The organism is Kocuria sp. WRN011 (assembly GCF_002295155.1).
GTDB classification, from domain to species: domain Bacteria; phylum Actinomycetota; class Actinomycetes; order Actinomycetales; family Micrococcaceae; genus Kocuria; species Kocuria carniphila.
The window spans coordinates 545,542-562,771 of sequence record NZ_NSGI01000001.1; the positions used below are offsets into that span (position 1 = coordinate 545,542).

Consider the following 17,230-nt stretch of genomic DNA (forward strand, 5'->3'; position numbering starts at 1 on the left):
GTCGACACCTGGGCCCGGCACCAACCTTTACGAAGGGAACCATCGTGGCACTTGACGTGCTTACCGACCTGAACAAGGTCCGCAATATCGGCATCATGGCTCACATCGATGCCGGTAAGACCACGACCACCGAACGAATCCTGTTCTACACGGGCATCAACCACAAGCTCGGCGAGACGCACGACGGTGCATCCACGATGGACTGGATGGCGCAGGAGCAGGAACGCGGCATCACCATTACCTCCGCCGCGACCTCGTGCTACTGGCACGACAACCAGATCAACATCATCGACACCCCCGGTCACGTGGACTTCACGGTCGAGGTCGAGCGCTCCCTGCGTGTGCTCGACGGCGCCGTGGCAGTTTTCGACGGCAAGGAGGGCGTTGAGCCCCAGTCCGAGACCGTGTGGCGTCAGGCTGACAAGTACGAAGTTCCGCGTATCTGCTTCGTCAACAAGATGGACAAGCTCGGTGCTGACTTCTACTTCACCGTGGACACCATCAAGTCCCGTCTGGGTGCAACCCCGCTCGTTCTGCAGCTGCCCATCGGCGCCGAGAACGATTTCGTGGGCGTTGTCGACCTGCTCACCATGAAGGCTTTCGTGTGGGAGGGCGACTCCAAGGGTGACGTGTCCCTGGGTGCCAAGTACGAAATCCGCGAGATCCCCGAGGATCTGCAGGAGCGTGCCGAGGAATACCGCAACCAGCTGGTCGAGTCCGTGGCCGAGGCCAACGACGACCTCATGGAGAAGTACCTCAACGGCGAAGAGCTCACTCAGGACGAGATCAAGCACGGTATCCGTGAGCTGACGATCAACTCCAAGGCATACCCGGTGCTGTGTGGTTCGGCATTCAAGAACCGCGGCGTGCAGCCCATGCTCGACGCAGTCGTTGACTACCTCCCCACTCCGCTGGACGTGCTCTCCGTGCAGGGTCACTCCGTGAAGGACGAGGAAGAGGTCATGACCCGTCCGGCAGACGCGAACGCTCCGTTCGCTGCTCTGGCGTTCAAGGTCGCGGCTCACCCGTTCTACGGTCAGTTGACCTACATCCGCGTGTACTCCGGTAAGGCCAAGGCCGGGGAGCAGGTGCTGAACTCCACCAAGGGCAAGAAGGAGCGCATCGGCAAGCTGTTCCAGATGCACTCCAACAAGGAGAACCCGGTGGACGAGATCTCCGCCGGTCACATCTACGCGGCCATCGGACTGAAGGACACCACCACCGGTGACACCCTGTGCGATCCCTCGGACCCCATCGTTCTGGAGTCCATGAGCTTCCCCGAACCCGTGATCTTCGTGGCCATCGAGCCCAAGACCAAGGGTGACCAGGAAAAGCTCTCCACCGCTATTCAGAAGCTCTCCGCTGAGGATCCCACCTTCACGGTGTCCCTCAACGACGAGACCGGCCAGACCGAGATCGGCGGCATGGGCGAGCTCCACCTGGACATCCTGGTGGACCGCATGAAGCGCGAGTTCAAGGTCGAAGCCAACGTGGGCAAGCCGCAGGTGGCTTACCGCGAGACCATCAAGAAGCCCGTGGAGAAGGTCGACTACACCCACAAGAAGCAGACCGGTGGTTCCGGTCAGTTCGCAAAGGTGCAGGTCGCTTTCGAGCCGCTTCCGCTGGACGCCGAGGAACTCTACGAGTTCGACAACAAGGTGACCGGTGGCCGCATCCCGCGCGAGTACATCCCCTCCGTGGATGCCGGTATCCAGGACGCCATGCAGTTGGGTGTTCTCGCCGGTTACCCCATGGTCGGTGTCAAGGCCACCCTGCTCGACGGTGCCTACCACGATGTCGACTCGTCCGAAATGGCGTTCAAGATCGCCGGTTCGATGGTGTTCAAGGAAGGCGTTCGTCGCGCCAACCCTGTGCTCCTCGAGCCGCTGATGTCCGTGGAGGTTCGCACCCCCGAGGAGTACATGGGCGACGTGATCGGCGACCTGAACTCCCGTCGTGGTCAGATCCAGTCCATGGAGGACGTCACCGGCGTCAAGCTGGTGAAGGCCCTCGTGCCGCTGTCCGAAATGTTCGGCTACATCGGTGACCTGCGTTCCAAGACCCAGGGTCGCGCCGTGTACTCGATGCAGTTCGACAGCTATTCGGAGGTCCCCAAGGCTGTCGCCGACGAGATCATCCAGAAGAACCGCGGCGAGTAAGCCCACCGGGGACTAGTCCCCGAATTTCGATAAACCACTAAAGCCAAAGTAGACTTGCACAGGTTTCGACTGCAGCAGTGCTATGCGCTGTGATAGCAGACTCCGGACATTCGGAGTCGTCGAGTAAGTCTCACCTCAATGTTCTAGGAGGAACACATCATGGCGAAGGCCAAGTTCGAGCGCACCAAGCCGCACCTCAACATCGGCACCATCGGCCACGTTGACCACGGCAAGACCACGCTCACCGCTGCGATCTCCAAGGTGCTTGCTGACAAGTACCCGGACATCAACGAGCAGCGCGACTTCGGTGCCATCGACTCCGCTCCGGAGGAGAAGCAGCGCGGCATTACCATCAACATCTCTCACATCGAGTACCAGACCGAGAAGCGTCACTACGCACACGTTGACGCCCCCGGTCACGCGGACTACGTGAAGAACATGATCACCGGTGCTGCTCAGATGGACGGCGCAATCCTCGTGGTTGCCGCTACCGACGGCCCCATGGCTCAGACCCGCGAGCACGTTCTGCTCGCCCGTCAGGTGGGCGTTCCCTACCTGCTGGTCGCACTGAACAAGTCCGACATGGTCGACGACGAGGAACTGCTGGACCTCGTTGAAATGGAAGTTCGTGAACTGCTGTCCGACCAGGGCTTCGACGGCGACAACGCACCCGTGGTGCGCGTGTCCGCTCTGAAGGCTCTCGAGGGCGACGCTGAGTGGGTCAAGTCCGTCGAGGACCTCATGGAGGCCGTAGACGAGAACATCCCGGAGCCGGAGCGCGACACCGACAAGCCGTTCCTGATGCCCGTTGAGGACGTCTTCACCATCACCGGTCGTGGCACCGTGGTGACCGGCCGTGCCGAGCGTGGCACCCTGCCGATCAACTCCGAGGTCGAAATCGTCGGCATCCGCCCGATCCAGAAGACCACCGTGACCGGTATCGAGATGTTCCACAAGCAGATGGACGAAGCCCTCGCGGGCGAGAACTGTGGTCTGCTGCTGCGTGGCCTCAAGCGTGACGATGTCGAGCGTGGCCAGGTTGTCTGCAAGCCGGGTTCCATCACCCCGCACACGGACTTCGAGGCAAACGTCTACATCCTGTCCAAGGAAGAAGGCGGACGTCACAACCCGTTCTACTCGAACTACCGTCCGCAGTTCTACTTCCGCACCACCGACGTCACCGGCGTCATCACGCTGCCCGAGGGCACCGAGATGGTCATGCCCGGTGACAACACCGAAATGAGCGTTGAGCTGATCCAGCCCATCGCCATGGAGGACGGCCTCGGCTTCGCTATCCGTGAGGGTGGCCGCACCGTTGGTTCCGGCAAGGTGACCAAGATCATCAAGTAATCTCTGATGACTGAAGTGATCGTCGGCTAGCCCGATACACCACTCCGTAAGGCCCCGCCAGTTTCGTGCTGGCGGGGCCTTACGCGTCTCGGCAGTACGGCGACGACGACGCTCGGCCGGCCGCGGCGGCGTCGTCGGCCTTGCGTACGGCCTGCGGGCGGGGGATGAGAAGAGCGCGTTTGCAAAGGCGTGTAAATCTCTGGCAGAATGGTCGCTGTTGTTCACGTGTCGGCGTGTGCCCGTAAAAAGGTCCCGACCGCGTCGGGCGAACCGGTACACCGAAGCAGCCTCAACGAGCCATGGCCTCCATGGGAACCACATGAACAGCCATCCAATCGACACCATAGAAATTATTTGTGCGAACTCGTGTTTGCGTTTTCCGCGACACGCCCGAGTTCGGGTGTCGGTGCTTCAGCAGGGTGAGGAACCCGGTTCTACCGGATTCAGCCTGTGTGAAGTGGCGATATAAGCGCCAAAACACAAGGAGCGAAAGCTCCACACAGGGAAGTACTTGAAGAAAGAGAGTCACGACGCCATGGCGGGACAAAAAATCCGCATCCGGCTGAAGTCCTATGACCACGAGGTCATCGACGTCTCGGCCCGGAAAATCGTTGAGACGGTGACGCGCGCAGGCGCCACGGTAGTGGGACCCGTCCCGCTGCCCACGGAGAAGAACGTCTACTGCGTGATCCGCTCGCCGCACAAGTACAAGGACAGCCGTGAGCACTTCGAAATGCGCACACACAAGCGGCTGATCGACATCATCGACCCCACGCCCAAGGCCGTCGATTCGCTCATGCGTCTCGACCTGCCGGCTGACGTGAACATCGAAATCAAGCTGTAAAAAGGATCGCACCCCAATGACTACCACTTTCGAACGCCAGGTTAAGGGCCTGCTGGGCACCAAGCTCGGCATGACCCAGGTCTGGGACGAGAACGGGAAGTTCGTGCCGGTGACCGTGGTCAAGGCCGACTCCAACGTCGTGACGCAGCTGCGCAACGAGGACAAGGACGGCTACAACGCCGTTCAGATCGGCTTCGGTGCGATCGATCCCCGCAAGGTTTCTAAGCCGCTGGCTGGCCACTTCGCCGCCGCCGGAGTAACCCCGCGCCGCCACGTCGTCGAACTTCGTACTTCCGACTCCGCTGACTACGAGCTCGGCCAGGAACTGTCCGTCGAAATCTTCGACGCCGGTACCAAGGTCGACGTCGTCGGCACCACCAAGGGCAAGGGCACCGCCGGTGTTATGAAGCGTCACGGCTTCTCCGGCGTTGGCGCCTCCCACGGTGCACACAAGAACCACCGCAAGCCGGGATCCATCGGCGGCGCGTCTTACCCCGCACGTGTTTTCAAGGGCATGAAGATGGCTGGTCGCATGGGCAACGCCCGTCACACCACCATGAACCTGACCGTTCACGCTGTTGACGCCGACAACTCCCTGCTGCTCATCAAGGGCGCCCTGCCGGGCCCCAAGGGATCGGTCGTCCTCGTCCGAACCGCAGTGAAGGGAGCCTGATAAGCCATGGCAACTGAAACCGTAAACGTCGAGCTGCCCGCTGAGATCTTCGACGCGCAGACCAACGTGGCACTGCTTCACCAGGTCGTCGTCGCTCAGTTGGCCGCTGCTCGCCAGGGAACGCACAAGACCAAGACCCGCGCCGAAGTTTCCGGTGCAGGCCGTAAGCCGTTCAAGCAGAAGGGCACGGGTCGCGCTCGTCAGGGCTCCATCCGCGCTCCTCACATGACCGGCGGTGGCGTTGTCCACGGTCCGACCCCGCGTGACTACTCGCAGCGCACGCCCAAGAAGATGAAGGCGGCTGCCCTGCGCGGTGCCCTCTCGGACCGGGCTCGCAACAACCGCATCCACGTGGTTGCCAATCTGGTGACTGCTTCCGAGCCGTCCACCAAGGCTGCCAAGGAAGCACTGCGTTCGATCACCGAGCGCAAGAACGTGCTGGTTGTTCTGGACCGCAGCGACGATGTCACTGCATTGTCCGTGCGCAACCTGGTCAACACGCACGCCGTGTACGCAGACCAGCTCAACACGTACGACGTGCTCGTCTCGGACGACGTGATCTTCACCAAGGCCGCTTACGACTCGTTCGTTGCTGCTGCGTCCGCTACGGGTAAGAACCAGGAGGACGCCAAGTGAGCGCGATCTACAACAAGGACCCGCGCGATGTGATCATTCGCCCGGTCGTCTCCGAGAAGTCCTACGGACTGATCGACGAGGGTAAGTACACCTTCCAGGTGGACCCCTCAGCGAACAAGACCGAGATCAAGTACGCCGTGGAGAAGATCTTCGGTGTCAAGGTCGAGTCCGTCAACACCCTCAATCGTCCCGGTAAGCGCAAGCGCACTCGCTTCGGCTGGGGAACGCGAAAGGCCACCAAGCGTGCCATCGTGTCCCTTCGGGAAGGTTCCATCGACATCTTCGGCGGTCCGCTCGCCTGAGCGGAGACCACTTTAACGAGGAATTTCAACTATGGCTATCCGTAAGCACAAGCCGACAACCCCGGGCCGTCGTGGCTCGTCGGTTGCCGACTTCGTAGAAATCACGCGCACCACGCCCGAGAAGTCTCTGGTGCGTCCGCTGCCCAAGAAGGGCGGTCGTAACAACACCGGTCGTATCACCACCCGTCACAAGGGCGGTGGACACAAGCGCCAGTACCGTGTCATCGACTTCCGTCGTCACGACAAGGACGGCATTGACGCCAAGGTCGCTCACATCGAGTACGACCCCAACCGTACGGCTCGCATTGCGCTGCTGCACTTCGTTGACGGCACCAAGCGCTACATCGTGGCTCCCAACAAGCTCAAGCAGGGCGATGTTGTCGAGTCCGGCCCGTCCGCCGACATCAAGCCCGGTAACAACCTGCCGCTGCGCAACATCCCCGTGGGCACCGTGCTCCACGCCGTGGAGTTGCGTCCCGGTGGCGGCGCCAAGCTGGCTCGTTCGGCCGGTGCCTCCGTGCAGCTCGTCGCCAAGGAAGGCAAGTACGGCCAGCTCCGTCTGCCCTCCGGCGAGATCCGCAACGTCGACGTGCGCTGCCGCGCAACCGTGGGCGAGGTTGGCAACGCCGAGCAGTCCAACATCAACTGGGGCAAGGCCGGCCGTAACCGCTGGAAGGGCATCCGCCCGACCGTCCGCGGTGTCGTCATGAACCCCGTGGATCACCCCCACGGTGGTGGTGAGGGTAAGACTTCCGGTGGTCGCCACCCGGTCAACCCGAACGGCAAGCCCGAGGGACGCACCCGTCGCCCCAACAAGGAAAGCGACAAGCTCATCGTCCGTCGTCGTCGTACCGGCAAGAACAAGCGCTAAGGAGCCTGACTAATGCCACGCAGCCTCAAGAAGGGCCCTTTCGTTGATCAGCACCTCTACCTGAAGGTCGCCAAGGAGAACGAGAAGGGCACCAAGAACGTCATCAAGACGTGGTCCCGCCGCTCGATGATCGTGCCCGACATGCTCGGCCACACGATCGCCGTGCACGACGGACGCAAGCACATCCCGGTGTTCATCACGGAGTCGATGGTCGGGCACAAGCTCGGCGAATTCGCTCCCACCCGCACATTCCGCGGCCATGTGAAGGACGACAAGAAGGGCAAGCGTCGCTGACCTCTGGTTAGCACGTAGCACTTCTTCGACAAGACGAGAGAAGGAAAGCAATGGAAGCCAAGGCATCTGCGCGCTACATCCGCGTGACGCCTATGAAGGCCCGGCGCGTCGTCAACCTGATTCGTGGCCAGCAGGCGAATGAGGCATTGGCGATTCTGAAGTTTGCCCCCCAGGCAGCTTCCGAGCCGGTATTCAAGGTTCTCGAATCCGCCGTAGCTAACGCACGGCAGAAGGCCGACCGTGAAGGCCTCGCGTTCAAGCAGGAAGACCTCGTTGTCTCCGCTGCTTACGTGGACGAGGGCCCCACCATGAAGCGGTTCCAGCCGCGCGCCCAGGGTCGTGCGTACCGCATCAACAAGCGCACGAGCCACGTGACCGTGGTCGTGGCGACCCCGGAGAAGGAGGAGGTCCGCTAAGTGGGACAGAAAATCAACCCCAACGGATTCCGTCTGGGTATCACCACCGACCACATCTCGCACTGGTACGCCGACTCCAACCAGCCGGGCCAGCGCTACAAGGACTACATCCGCGAGGATGTGAAGATCCGCGAACTCATGTCCAAGGGCATGGAGCGCGCCGGCATCTCCAAGGTCGAGATCGAGCGCACCCGTGACCGTGTGCGTGTGGACATCCACACCGCCCGCCCGGGCATCGTGATCGGCCGCCGCGGCGCCGAAGCTGACCGCATCCGCGGTGAGCTCGAAAAGCTGACCGGCAAGCAGATCCAGCTGAACATCCTGGAAGTCAAGAACCCCGAGACCGACGCACAGTTGGTTGCTCAGGGCGTCGCCGAGCAGCTCGCTTCTCGCGTGGCCTTCCGCCGCGCCATGAAGAAGGCTATTCAGTCCGCACAGCGTGCGGGTGCCAAGGGTATTCGTATCCAGTGCGCCGGCCGCCTGGGTGGCGCTGAAATGTCCCGCTCGGAGTTCTACCGCGAAGGCCGTGTGCCCCTGCACACCCTGCGCGCGAACATCGACTACGGCTTCTTCGAGGCCAAGACCACCTTCGGCCGTATCGGCGTGAAGGTCTGGATCTACAAGGGCGACCTGACCTCCAAGGAACTGGCTGCACAGCAGGCCGCTGCTCCGTCTTCGCGCGGACGCAACGACCGTCGCGGTGGCGCCGGTGGCGGCGAGCGTCGTCGTCGTGGTGGCAATGACCGTAACGACCGTGGCGGACGCCGTGAGCGTAACGACTCCGCCGCAGCCCCGCAGCAGAACAACGCTGCGGAGGCGCCCAACGCAGAGGGTGGTAAGTAATGCTTATCCCACGTCGTGTTAAGTTCCGCAAGCAGCACCACCCCAAGCGTCGGGGCCAGGCTAAGGGCGGAACCCAGGTATCGTTCGGCGAGTGGGGCATCCAGGCACTGAGCCCGGCATATGTCACCAACCGTCAGATCGAGTCCGCGCGTATCGCAATGACCCGTCACATCAAGCGTGGCGGTAAGGTCTGGATCAACATTTACCCGGACCGTCCCCTGACCAAGAAGCCTGCCGAAACCCGTATGGGTTCCGGTAAGGGTTCTCCCGAATGGTGGGTCGCCAACGTCAAGCCCGGACGCATCATGTTCGAGATCTCCGGCGTGTCCGAAGAGGTCGCCCGTGAGGCGCTTCGTTTGGCAATCCACAAGCTCCCGATGAAGGCACGTATTGTGCGTCGCGAAGGTGGTGAATGATCAATGGCCATTGGATCTAAGGATCTGAACATGGAAAACCTCGCGGAGCTCGACAACAGTGCTCTGACCGAGCAGTTGCGGAAGTCCAAGGAAGAGCTGTTCAACCTGCGCTTCCAGTCCGCAACCGGTCAGCTCGAGAGCAACGGTCGTCTGAAGTCCGTCAAGCGTGACATCGCCCGCATCTACACCGTGCTCCGTGAGCGCGAGCTGGGCATCCGCGAAGAGGTCCAGGCGACTGCTGTAGAGACCGACAAGAAGGCAGCCAAGAAAAGCAAGAAGGCCGCCAAGTCTGAGGATGATGCCAAGTGAGCGAGCAGGTTAACAACGAGGCCACGGCCGAGCGCGGTGACCGTAAGACCCGTCGCGGCTACGTAGTCTCCGACAAGATGGACAAGACCGTGGTCGTGCAGGTCGAGGATCGTGTGAAGCACGCCCTCTACGGCAAGGTCATGCGTAAGTCCAAGCGCATCAAGGCGCACGACGAGGAGAACACCGCTGGTGTCGGTGACCTCGTGCGTATCGCCGAGACGCGTCCGCTGTCCGCCAGTAAGAACTGGCGCATCGTGGAGATCATCGAGAAGGCCAAGTAAGGCTTCCCGAGATCGACAAAGCATGCCGGCTCTGAGCCGACACACGGGCCCTCATCTTCGGATGGGGGCCCGTGGCTTTGCCGGAACCGCCCAGTTGGACCTACCAGTCCGTGGGCTGTACAGTGGATCAGTACGCGTGTGGCACACGTGTGCCCACGTCACTGACTTCGACACTGCTGAGTCAGAATCCACAATGCCCCACGGCCCGCCCGGCGGACCGTGATTTCCGCAGGGAAATCGGGGCATGAACCAGCGTCTTCGTGCGGCTTTACGCGCGAAGTACCACGCGGCATCGCCAAGCGATGTTCACCGCGTGCCGTTGCCCGTTCACGGATTCTGGTTGAGCAGACCGATCCTCGGTGGGGCAGCGAAGCAGACGATTAGTTCGTCTGAATTACTTCGAATCACTCACGCCACAAACCCAGCGCGTACGTGCTTTGCGAAAACGCCTCGGGCCCCTCCTACGGCCACGGGGAGCACCGTTCAGCGAAGCGTTCAAATATCTACCGTTCCGCAAGGCTCGACATCGTCCAAATATGGATGAGAACCGGCGCGACGACAGGAGAAATCAGTGATTCAGCAGGAGTCGCGGCTTAGGGTCGCCGATAACACGGGTGCGAAGGAAATCCTCACCATCCGTGTACTCGGTGGATCCGGACGCCGTTACGCAGGCATTGGTGACGTCATTGTCGCCACCGTTAAGGACGCAATCCCCGGTGGCAACGTCAAGAAGGGCGACGTTGTCAAGGCAGTTGTGGTCCGTACCAAGAAGCAGAGGCGCCGTTCCGACGGTTCCTACATTCGTTTCGACGAGAACGCCGCAGTGATCTTGAAGACCGACGGGGATCCCCGTGGCACGCGTATCTTCGGCCCCGTGGGCCGCGAGCTGCGCGACAAGAAGTTCATGAAGATCATCTCGCTGGCTCCGGAGGTGCTCTGACATGGCGAAATTCAAGATCAAGACCGGAGACCTGGTTCAGGTTATTTCCGGCAACAAGCAGAACAAGGGCAAGCAGGGCAAGGTCCTGCGTGTGATCACCGAGACTTCCCGCGTGGTTGTCGAAGGTGTCAACGTGGTGACCAAGCACAAGCGTGCCAGCGCCCAGGGCGAAGCCGGCGGCATCGTCAAGACCGAGGCTCCCATTCACATCTCGAACGTGATGCTCGTGGACCCGGAGACCGGCAAGCCGACCCGCGTGGGCTATCGCACCGAGACCGTGGAGCGTGACGGCAAGCAGAAGACCGTTCGCGTTCGCGTGTCCAAGAGCACCGGCAAGGATCTGTGATGAGCGAAACGACCGAAACCAAGATGACCCCGCGGTTCAAGACCAAGTACCAGGAAACCGTTGCGCCGGCACTCCAGGAAGAGTTCGGTTACACGAACGTCATGGAACTGCCCCGCATCACCAAGGTTGTCGTGAACATGGGTCTGGGCGAGGCAGCCAAGGATTCCAAGCTGGTGGATTCCGCCATCAAGGACCTGACCGCCATCACCGGCCAGAAGCCCGTGGTCAACCGTGCCAAGAAGTCCATCGCGCAGTTCAAGCTGCGCGAAGGTATGCCCATCGGCGCTCACGTCACCATGCGTGGCGATCGTATGTGGGAATTCCTGGACCGTCTGGTCACGCTGGCCCTGCCGCGTATCCGTGACTTCCGTGGCTTGTCCGACCGTCACTTCGACGGCAACGGCAACTACACCTTCGGTTTGACGGAACAGTCCATGTTCCACGAAATCGACCAGGACCGGATCGACCGTGTGCGCGGTATGGACATCACCGTGGTGACCACCGCAAAGACTGACGACGAGGGTCGCGCGCTGCTCAAGGCGCTCGGCTTCCCGTTCAAGACCAACTAATTCCCGCGACGTCAGAGGTCCCGACTGGCTGTAACCGGTCGGGAAACCGTGACGAGGAAGGGCATGTGCCCAAACATGACAATGACAGATCCTGTCGCAGACATGCTGACGCGTCTGCGTAATGCGAACTCCGCATACCACGACACCGTGAGCATGCCGTACTCCAAGCTGAAGGCTCGGGTTGCGGACATCCTCAAGGCCGAAGGTTACATCGCGGACTGGAGTGAGGAACCGGCCAAGGTCGGTAAGACCCTCACCCTGTCCCTGAAGTTCGGCCCCAACCGTGAGCGCTCCATTGCAGGCGTTCGCCGTATCTCCAAGCCGGGTTTGCGCGTTTACGCGAAGTCCACCAACCTGCCGAAGGTTCTCGGCGGCATGGGCATCGCGATCCTCTCCACCTCTTCGGGTCTGCTGACTGACAAGCAGGCCGGCAAGAAGGGCGTGGGCGGGGAAGTCCTCGCGTACGTCTGGTAATCGGCAGCACAGAACAAAGAAAGGAAGAGAACATGTCACGTATTGGACGTCTCCCGATCTCTGTGCCCGCCGGTGTGGAGGTCGCTGTGGACGGTTCCGTGGTGAAGGTCAAGGGCCCCAAGGGCGAATTGACTCACACCGTGGCCGCTCCCATCACCGTGGTTGTTGAAGACGGCACCGTTCAGGTTGCCCGCCCCAACGACGAGCGCGAGTCCCGCGCTCTGCACGGTTTGACTCGTACCCTGATCGCCAACATGGTCCAGGGTGTCTCCGAGGGTTACAGCAAGCAGCTGGAAATCGTCGGAACCGGTTACCGTGTTCAGGCCAAGGGCGCCAACCTGGAGTTCGCTCTGGGTTACAGCCACCCTGTTCCGTTCGAGGCTCCGGACGGCATCACGCTGTCCGTGGAAGGTTCGAACAAAGTCACCGTCGCCGGTATCGACAAGCAGCAGGTTGGCCAGGTTGCCGCAAAGATCCGCAAGCTGCGTCTGCCCGACCCCTACAAGGGCAAGGGCGTGCGTTACGCCGGCGAGCAGATCCGCCGCAAGGCCGGAAAGGCTGGTAAGTAATCATGGCTCTCGTAATCAAGGGCAAGTCGAAGTCCGCTCAGCGCGCACGTCGTCACCGCCGCGTACGCAAGTACGTTTCCGGTACCGCTCTGCGTCCCCGTCTCGTAGTGACCCGTTCCGCGCGTCACATGGTCGCTCAGGTGATCGACGACGACAAGGGTGTAACCCTGGCGTCAGCTTCCACCATGGAAGCTGACCTGCGGGCCGCCTCGGAGGACAAAACCGCCAAGGCCAAGCGTGTCGGCGAACTCGTCGCCGAACGCGCCAAGGCTGCCGGTGTCGAAACGGTTGTCTTCGACCGTGGCGGTAACAAGTACCACGGCCGTGTGGCCGCGGTGGCCGATGGTGCCCGTGAAGGAGGTCTGGCGCTATGAGCGAGCAGAACAATGAGAAGGAAACCAAGGTGAGCGAAGCCACCAACGCTTCCAACGAAGCTACTGAGGCTCAGCAGGGAACCGAGGACAACCGCGGTGGCCGCGGCGGTCGCGGTAACCGCAACGAGCGCGGTGGCCGTGGCGAGCGCGGCGGTCGTAACGAGCGCGGCGGCCGTGGTGGCCGTGGCGGTCGCGAGGAAGAGAAGGACAAGTTCCTCGAGCGCGTCGTGACCATCAACCGTGTCTCCAAGGTGGTCAAGGGTGGCCGCCGCTTCAGCTTCACCGCCCTCGTGGTGGTTGGCGATGGCAACGGCATGGTTGGCGTGGGCTACGGCAAGGCCAAGGAAGTTCCCGCCGCCATCTCCAAGGGCGTCGAGGAAGCCAAGAAGAACTTCTTCCGGGTTCCTCGCGTGGAAGAGCGCACCATTCCGCACCGCGTGCAGGGCGAAGCCGCTGCCGGTGTCGTGATGTTGCGTCCGGCCACTCCGGGTACCGGTGTTATCGCCGGCGGTCCGGTGCGTGCCGTACTCGAGTGCGCGGGCATCCACGACGTGTTGTCCAAGTCCTTGGGCTCGTCCAACCAGATCAACATCGTGCACGCAACCATTGAGGCCCTGCGTATGCTCGAAGAGCCCGCTTCCGTGGCTGCCCGTCGTGGCCTGCCCATGGACGAGGTTGTTCCGGGCCCGCTGCTGCGCGATATCCAGAAGGCAGGTGCCTGATGAACGGAAAGCGTATTCAGGCCAACGGTGCCACACTGCGTATCAAGCAGATCCGCTCCGTGGTCGGTCAGAAGCAGAACATGCGCGACACCCTTCGTTCCCTCGGTTTGAAGAAGCCGGGCAACGTGGTGGAGCGCAAGGCCGATGCAGCGACCGCGGGCATGATCAATACCGTGTCGCATCTCGTAGAGGTTGAGGAGGCCGAGTGACCATGGCTGAAAACACTGGGAGCAAGAAGCAGCACGCTCTGAAGGTTCACCACCTGCGTCCGGCCCCCGGATCTCACCAGTCCAAGACCCGTGTGGGTCGTGGTGAGGCTTCGAAGGGTAAGACTGCCGGTCGCGGTACCAAGGGCACCAAGGCGCGTTACCAGGTGAAGGCCGGTTTTGCCGGCGGTCAGCTGCCGTTGCACATGCGTCTGCCCAAGCTGCGCGGGTTCAAGAACCCGTTCCGCGTCGAGTACCAGGTCGTGAACCTGGATCGTCTGGGCGAGCTGTTCCCCGAGGGCGGCACGATCGGTATTTCCGATCTCGTTGCCAAGGGTGCAGTGCGCAAGAACCAGCCGGTCAAGGTTCTGGGCACCGGAGAGATCTCCGTTGCACTGAACATCACCGCGGACAAGTTCTCGGCCTCCGCGGCTGAGAAGATCGCAGCTGCCGGCGGTTCCACGCAGACCGCGTGAGACTGAACGCAGTAATCGGTTGTAGGGTGTAACCCTGAACTGAAGCGGGCCCCGTGCCGTATTGTCGGCACGGGGCCCGCTGCTTTTTATCAGGGTGTTCGCGCTCACCTCTCGCGTGTGCGCGCAACATCCTTCGCTAGACTTGCCCGGGGTCGGGACCGGCCGGGCCAACACTGAAGTTTTTGGAGGAGGACCTGTGCTCAGTGCTTTCGCACGGGCGTTCACAACGCCGGAACTGCGCAACAAGCTGCTGTTCACCCTCGGGATCATCGTGATCTACCGGTTGGGCACTTTCATTCCTGCGCCTGGCGTGGACTACGGCAACGTACAGCAGTGTCTAGCACTGGGTAACACGACCGGTGGCGTGTACGACTTGGTCAACCTGTTCAGCGGTGGCGCACTGTTGCAGTTGTCCATTTTTGCGCTCGGTGTGATGCCGTACATCACGGCGAGCATCATCGTGCAGCTGTTGCGCGTGGTGATTCCCCGGTTCCAGGAACTCCACGAAGAGGGTGCCCAGGGGCAGACCAAACTCACTCAGTACACTCGTTATCTGACCATTGGGCTGGCCGCGCTCAACGCGACCACCGTGGTCTCGCTGGCTCGATCCGGCGCGCTGTTGGGTGACTGCCCCTTGCCGATCATCCCGAACGATTCCCTGATGATCCTGGTCATCATGATTCTTACGATGACCGCCGGCACCACGCTGATCATGTGGCTGGGCGAACGCATCACCGACCGCGGTGTCGGCAACGGCATGTCCTTGCTGATCTTCACCTCGATCGCCGCAACCTTCCCGTCCGCACTGGGCGACATCCTTCGCACCCGCGGCTGGGGCCTGTTCCTGGCCGTGTGCGCTGTGGGACTCGTGGTCATCACGTGCGTCGTGTTCGTGGAGCAGTCGCAGCGTCGCATCCCGGTGCAGTACGCCAAGCGCATGGTGGGTCGTCGAACCATTGGCGGCACCAGCACCTACATCCCACTCAAGGTCAACATGGCCGGCGTGATCCCCATCATCTTCGCCTCATCCATGCTCATGCTGCCGTCCATGATCGCGCAGTTCGGGATGCCGAATGACGGCTCTCCGGTGCCCGGTTGGGTCAATTGGATCAACACGTACCTGACATCCGGTGACCACCCGGTCTACATGGTCACGTACTTCCTGATGATCGTGGCGTTCACGTACTTCTACGTGTCCATCACGTTCAATCCGGAAGAGGTCTCCAACAACATGAAGCGATACGGCGGCTTCATCCCCGGAATTCGCGCGGGCCGGCCCACGGAGAACTACCTGCGCTACGTGCTGTCCCGCATTACGCTCCCGGGTGCTCTCTACCTGGGCATCGTGTCCATGATCCCGCTCATCGCTCTGGTGTTGTTCGACGCCAACCAGAACTTCCCGTTCGGTGGTCCTTCGCTGCTGATCATGGTGGGCGTGGGTTTGGACACCGTGAAGCAGATCGACGCGCAGCTGCAGCAGCGTCACTACGAGGGGTTGCTGCGTAAGTAGTTGTCCACCAAGTCCCGCGGATCCGTACGATCCGCCCCGCTGCCGGGCTGTTGCCAGTAAAGTGGTGGGGGACCAGAGAAGTTCGTGCAAGGAGAAACCATGACCCGTTTGTTGATCATCGGACCGCCAGGCGCTGGCAAGGGCACTCAGGCGGCTCGCATTTGTGAACGGTTGAACGTTCCTGCGATCTCCACCGGGGACATTTTCCGAGCCAATATCAAAGAGCAGACCGAACTCGGCAAGGAAGCGCAGCGGTACACGGACGCGGGCAATCTGGTGCCGGACTCCGTGACCAATTCCATGGTGCGGGACCGTTTGGCACAGGATGACGTGAACAACGGGTTCCTGCTGGACGGTTACCCGCGCACCGTGGCCCAGGTCGAGGAGCTGGACAGCATCCTCGAGGCCAATGGCACTCACCTGGATGTCGTGCTGCTGCTGACCGCTGACAACGACGAGCTCGTCAAGCGCTTGCTCGGCCGCGCGCAGGATCAGGGCCGCACCGATGACACGGAAGACGTCATTCGGCACCGCCTGGACGTGTATGACCAGCAGACCGCGCCGGTCGTTGGCGTGTACGAGAAGCGCGGCATTGTCACCGAGGTCGACGGCCTGGGCGACATCGATCAGGTCACCGAGCGCATCATGGCGGCGCTGGCCAGCTGAAATGCGATCTCGCTGAGATAAGAATTTGGGTGTGAGCCCTCGGAACGGCGCCATACAGCGCGTTCCGAGGGCTTAGCCGTTGATAGAACTCACCACTACGAAGGGAAGCGCGCACCGTGTTTGGTCGCCGCAAGGTAGAACTGAAGTCCGATGCCCAGCTTGCGCTCATGTCGCGAGCCGGGGTGGTGACCTCGCGCGCGCTCGACGCCGCCGTGGCCGCTGCCGTTCCCGGGGCCACCACCGCTGATGTGGATCAAGCTTTCCGGGACGTCCTGGCGGCCAACAATGCCGAGTCCAACTTCCTGGGCTACTACGGTTATCCGGCCACGGTGTGCGTATCCGTCAACTACCGCGTTGTTCACGGAATCCCGGGGGACCAGGTGTTGCTCGATGGGGACATTGTTTCCATCGACGGCGGTGCCATCGTGGATGGTTGGCACGGTGACTCGGCTCGCACTGTCCTGGTGGGGGAGCACCACGACCCGGCGGACGTCGAGCTGTCCAAGGTGACCCGCGCGGCGATGTGGCGCGGCATCGCGGCCATGGCCACCGGCACTCACGTGGGTGACATCGGTCAGGCTGTGGAGGATTACGTCCACGGATTGGTCGGACAGCGGTTGGGGATCCTCGAGGACTACGTGGGCCACGGCATCGGCACCGCCATGCACATGGCCCCGGACGTTCCCAATTACGCCGTGCGCAACCGCGGACCCCGGCTCGTCCCGGGCATGGCACTGGCTATTGAACCGATGCTGGTGCGCGGCGGGATCGAGACCAAGATCCTGGACGACGACTGGACCGTGGTGACCGTGGACGGCGCCAACGCGAGCCAGTGGGAACACAGCGTGTGCCTGCACTCCAAGGGCCTGTGGGTCCTCACCGCTGAAGACGGCGGCGCATCCGAACTCGAACCCCTGGGCGTACATCCCGTCCCGATAGCCGCATCCTGAACCGCACGCGCGGTACGCACGAGCGAAAGGACCT

The 17,230-nt window shown here is 61.8% G+C and carries 25 protein-coding genes; all 25 read left to right on the plus strand.

The window, feature by feature from the left end; genetic code table 11:
• Window positions 1–44 precede the first annotated feature (44 nt).
• The 25 genes from fusA to map all read left to right on the plus strand — a co-directional run bounded on the left by fusA (window position 45) and on the right by map (window position 17,196).
• Window positions 45–2,159: an elongation factor G gene (gene fusA, locus CKW39_RS02555; RefSeq protein ID WP_095796581.1), complete on the plus strand. Its 2,115-nt coding sequence runs from the start codon at window positions 45–47 to the stop codon at window positions 2,157–2,159.
• 159 nt (window positions 2,160–2,318) lie between these two features.
• Window positions 2,319–3,509, plus strand: coding sequence for an elongation factor Tu (gene tuf, locus CKW39_RS02560; protein WP_095796582.1), 1,191 nt, complete (start codon window positions 2,319–2,321; stop codon window positions 3,507–3,509).
• 535 nt (window positions 3,510–4,044) lie between these two features.
• Window positions 4,045–4,353, plus strand: a complete 309-nt coding sequence (rpsJ, locus tag CKW39_RS02565; protein WP_003803825.1) for a 30S ribosomal protein S10 — start codon at window positions 4,045–4,047, stop codon at window positions 4,351–4,353.
• A 16-nt stretch (window positions 4,354–4,369) separates the two neighbouring features.
• Window positions 4,370–5,026: a 50S ribosomal protein L3 gene (gene rplC, locus CKW39_RS02570; protein ID WP_095796583.1), complete on the plus strand. Its 657-nt coding sequence runs from the start codon at window positions 4,370–4,372 to the stop codon at window positions 5,024–5,026.
• A gap of 6 nt (window positions 5,027–5,032) precedes the next feature.
• Window positions 5,033–5,662 (plus strand): 50S ribosomal protein L4, encoded by a 630-nt coding sequence (rplD, locus tag CKW39_RS02575; protein ID WP_095796584.1) that lies wholly within the window; start codon window positions 5,033–5,035, stop codon window positions 5,660–5,662.
• Entirely contained in the window at window positions 5,659–5,964 is a 306-nt protein-coding gene (gene rplW / locus CKW39_RS02580; protein WP_016997045.1) for a 50S ribosomal protein L23, read from the plus strand. Before rplD ends, rplW begins: the two co-directional genes overlap by 4 nt.
• A gap of 31 nt (window positions 5,965–5,995) precedes the next feature.
• Entirely contained in the window at window positions 5,996–6,835 is an 840-nt protein-coding gene (rplB, locus tag CKW39_RS02585; RefSeq protein WP_095796585.1) for a 50S ribosomal protein L2, read from the plus strand.
• Window positions 6,836–6,847: 12 nt separating this feature from the next.
• The gene (gene rpsS, locus CKW39_RS02590; RefSeq protein WP_016997047.1) at window positions 6,848–7,129 is read left to right on the plus strand and encodes a 30S ribosomal protein S19; all 282 of its coding nucleotides are present in this window, start codon (window positions 6,848–6,850) and stop codon (window positions 7,127–7,129) included.
• 50 nt (window positions 7,130–7,179) lie between these two features.
• On the plus strand, window positions 7,180–7,545 hold the full coding sequence (gene rplV, locus CKW39_RS02595; RefSeq protein WP_016997049.1) for a 50S ribosomal protein L22: 366 nt from the start codon (window positions 7,180–7,182) through the stop codon (window positions 7,543–7,545).
• Window positions 7,546–8,388: a 30S ribosomal protein S3 gene (rpsC, locus tag CKW39_RS02600; protein WP_016997051.1), complete on the plus strand. Its 843-nt coding sequence runs from the start codon at window positions 7,546–7,548 to the stop codon at window positions 8,386–8,388.
• Window positions 8,388–8,804, plus strand: coding sequence for a 50S ribosomal protein L16 (rplP, locus tag CKW39_RS02605; RefSeq protein WP_016997053.1), 417 nt, complete (start codon window positions 8,388–8,390; stop codon window positions 8,802–8,804). The genes rpsC and rplP overlap by 1 nt, the downstream gene beginning before the upstream one ends.
• Before the next feature lie 3 nt (window positions 8,805–8,807).
• The gene (gene rpmC / locus CKW39_RS02610) at window positions 8,808–9,113 is read left to right on the plus strand and encodes a 50S ribosomal protein L29 (protein WP_016997056.1); all 306 of its coding nucleotides are present in this window, start codon (window positions 8,808–8,810) and stop codon (window positions 9,111–9,113) included.
• Entirely contained in the window at window positions 9,110–9,394 is a 285-nt protein-coding gene (gene rpsQ, locus CKW39_RS02615; RefSeq protein WP_016997057.1) for a 30S ribosomal protein S17, read from the plus strand. The genes rpmC and rpsQ overlap by 4 nt, the downstream gene beginning before the upstream one ends.
• Before the next feature lie 571 nt (window positions 9,395–9,965).
• Complete coding sequence (gene rplN, locus CKW39_RS02620) at window positions 9,966–10,334, plus strand: 50S ribosomal protein L14 (RefSeq protein ID WP_095796586.1); 369 nt, start codon at window positions 9,966–9,968, stop codon at window positions 10,332–10,334.
• Between the two features lies 1 nt (window position 10,335).
• Entirely contained in the window at window positions 10,336–10,680 is a 345-nt protein-coding gene (gene rplX, locus CKW39_RS02625) for a 50S ribosomal protein L24 (protein ID WP_095796587.1), read from the plus strand.
• On the plus strand, window positions 10,680–11,249 hold the full coding sequence (gene rplE, locus CKW39_RS02630) for a 50S ribosomal protein L5 (protein WP_095796588.1): 570 nt from the start codon (window positions 10,680–10,682) through the stop codon (window positions 11,247–11,249). The genes rplX and rplE overlap by 1 nt, the downstream gene beginning before the upstream one ends.
• Before the next feature lie 75 nt (window positions 11,250–11,324).
• Window positions 11,325–11,723 (plus strand): 30S ribosomal protein S8, encoded by a 399-nt coding sequence (rpsH, locus tag CKW39_RS02635; protein ID WP_095796589.1) that lies wholly within the window; start codon window positions 11,325–11,327, stop codon window positions 11,721–11,723.
• Between the two features lie 32 nt (window positions 11,724–11,755).
• Complete coding sequence (rplF, locus tag CKW39_RS02640; RefSeq protein ID WP_095796590.1) at window positions 11,756–12,292, plus strand: 50S ribosomal protein L6; 537 nt, start codon at window positions 11,756–11,758, stop codon at window positions 12,290–12,292.
• 2 nt (window positions 12,293–12,294) lie between these two features.
• A complete protein-coding gene (rplR, locus tag CKW39_RS02645; RefSeq protein ID WP_016997064.1) occupies window positions 12,295–12,666 on the plus strand; it encodes a 50S ribosomal protein L18 in 372 nt (123 codons plus the stop codon).
• Entirely contained in the window at window positions 12,663–13,388 is a 726-nt protein-coding gene (gene rpsE, locus CKW39_RS02650) for a 30S ribosomal protein S5 (RefSeq protein WP_095796591.1), read from the plus strand. Before rplR ends, rpsE begins: the two co-directional genes overlap by 4 nt.
• The gene (gene rpmD / locus CKW39_RS02655; protein ID WP_095796592.1) at window positions 13,388–13,597 is read left to right on the plus strand and encodes a 50S ribosomal protein L30; all 210 of its coding nucleotides are present in this window, start codon (window positions 13,388–13,390) and stop codon (window positions 13,595–13,597) included. The genes rpsE and rpmD overlap by 1 nt, the downstream gene beginning before the upstream one ends.
• Before the next feature lie 2 nt (window positions 13,598–13,599).
• Window positions 13,600–14,070 carry a 50S ribosomal protein L15 gene (gene rplO / locus CKW39_RS02660; RefSeq protein ID WP_095796666.1) on the plus strand — a complete coding sequence of 157 codons (471 nt, stop codon included), beginning with the start codon at window positions 13,600–13,602 and terminating at the stop codon, window positions 14,068–14,070.
• 196 nt (window positions 14,071–14,266) lie between these two features.
• Window positions 14,267–15,580 (plus strand): preprotein translocase subunit SecY, encoded by a 1,314-nt coding sequence (gene secY, locus CKW39_RS02665; RefSeq protein WP_095796593.1) that lies wholly within the window; start codon window positions 14,267–14,269, stop codon window positions 15,578–15,580.
• A gap of 99 nt (window positions 15,581–15,679) precedes the next feature.
• Window positions 15,680–16,246: an adenylate kinase gene (locus CKW39_RS02670; RefSeq protein ID WP_095796594.1), complete on the plus strand. Its 567-nt coding sequence runs from the start codon at window positions 15,680–15,682 to the stop codon at window positions 16,244–16,246.
• 116 nt (window positions 16,247–16,362) lie between these two features.
• On the plus strand, window positions 16,363–17,196 hold the full coding sequence (gene map / locus CKW39_RS02675) for a type I methionyl aminopeptidase (RefSeq protein ID WP_095796595.1): 834 nt from the start codon (window positions 16,363–16,365) through the stop codon (window positions 17,194–17,196).
• Window positions 17,197–17,230: the final 34 nt, after the last annotated feature.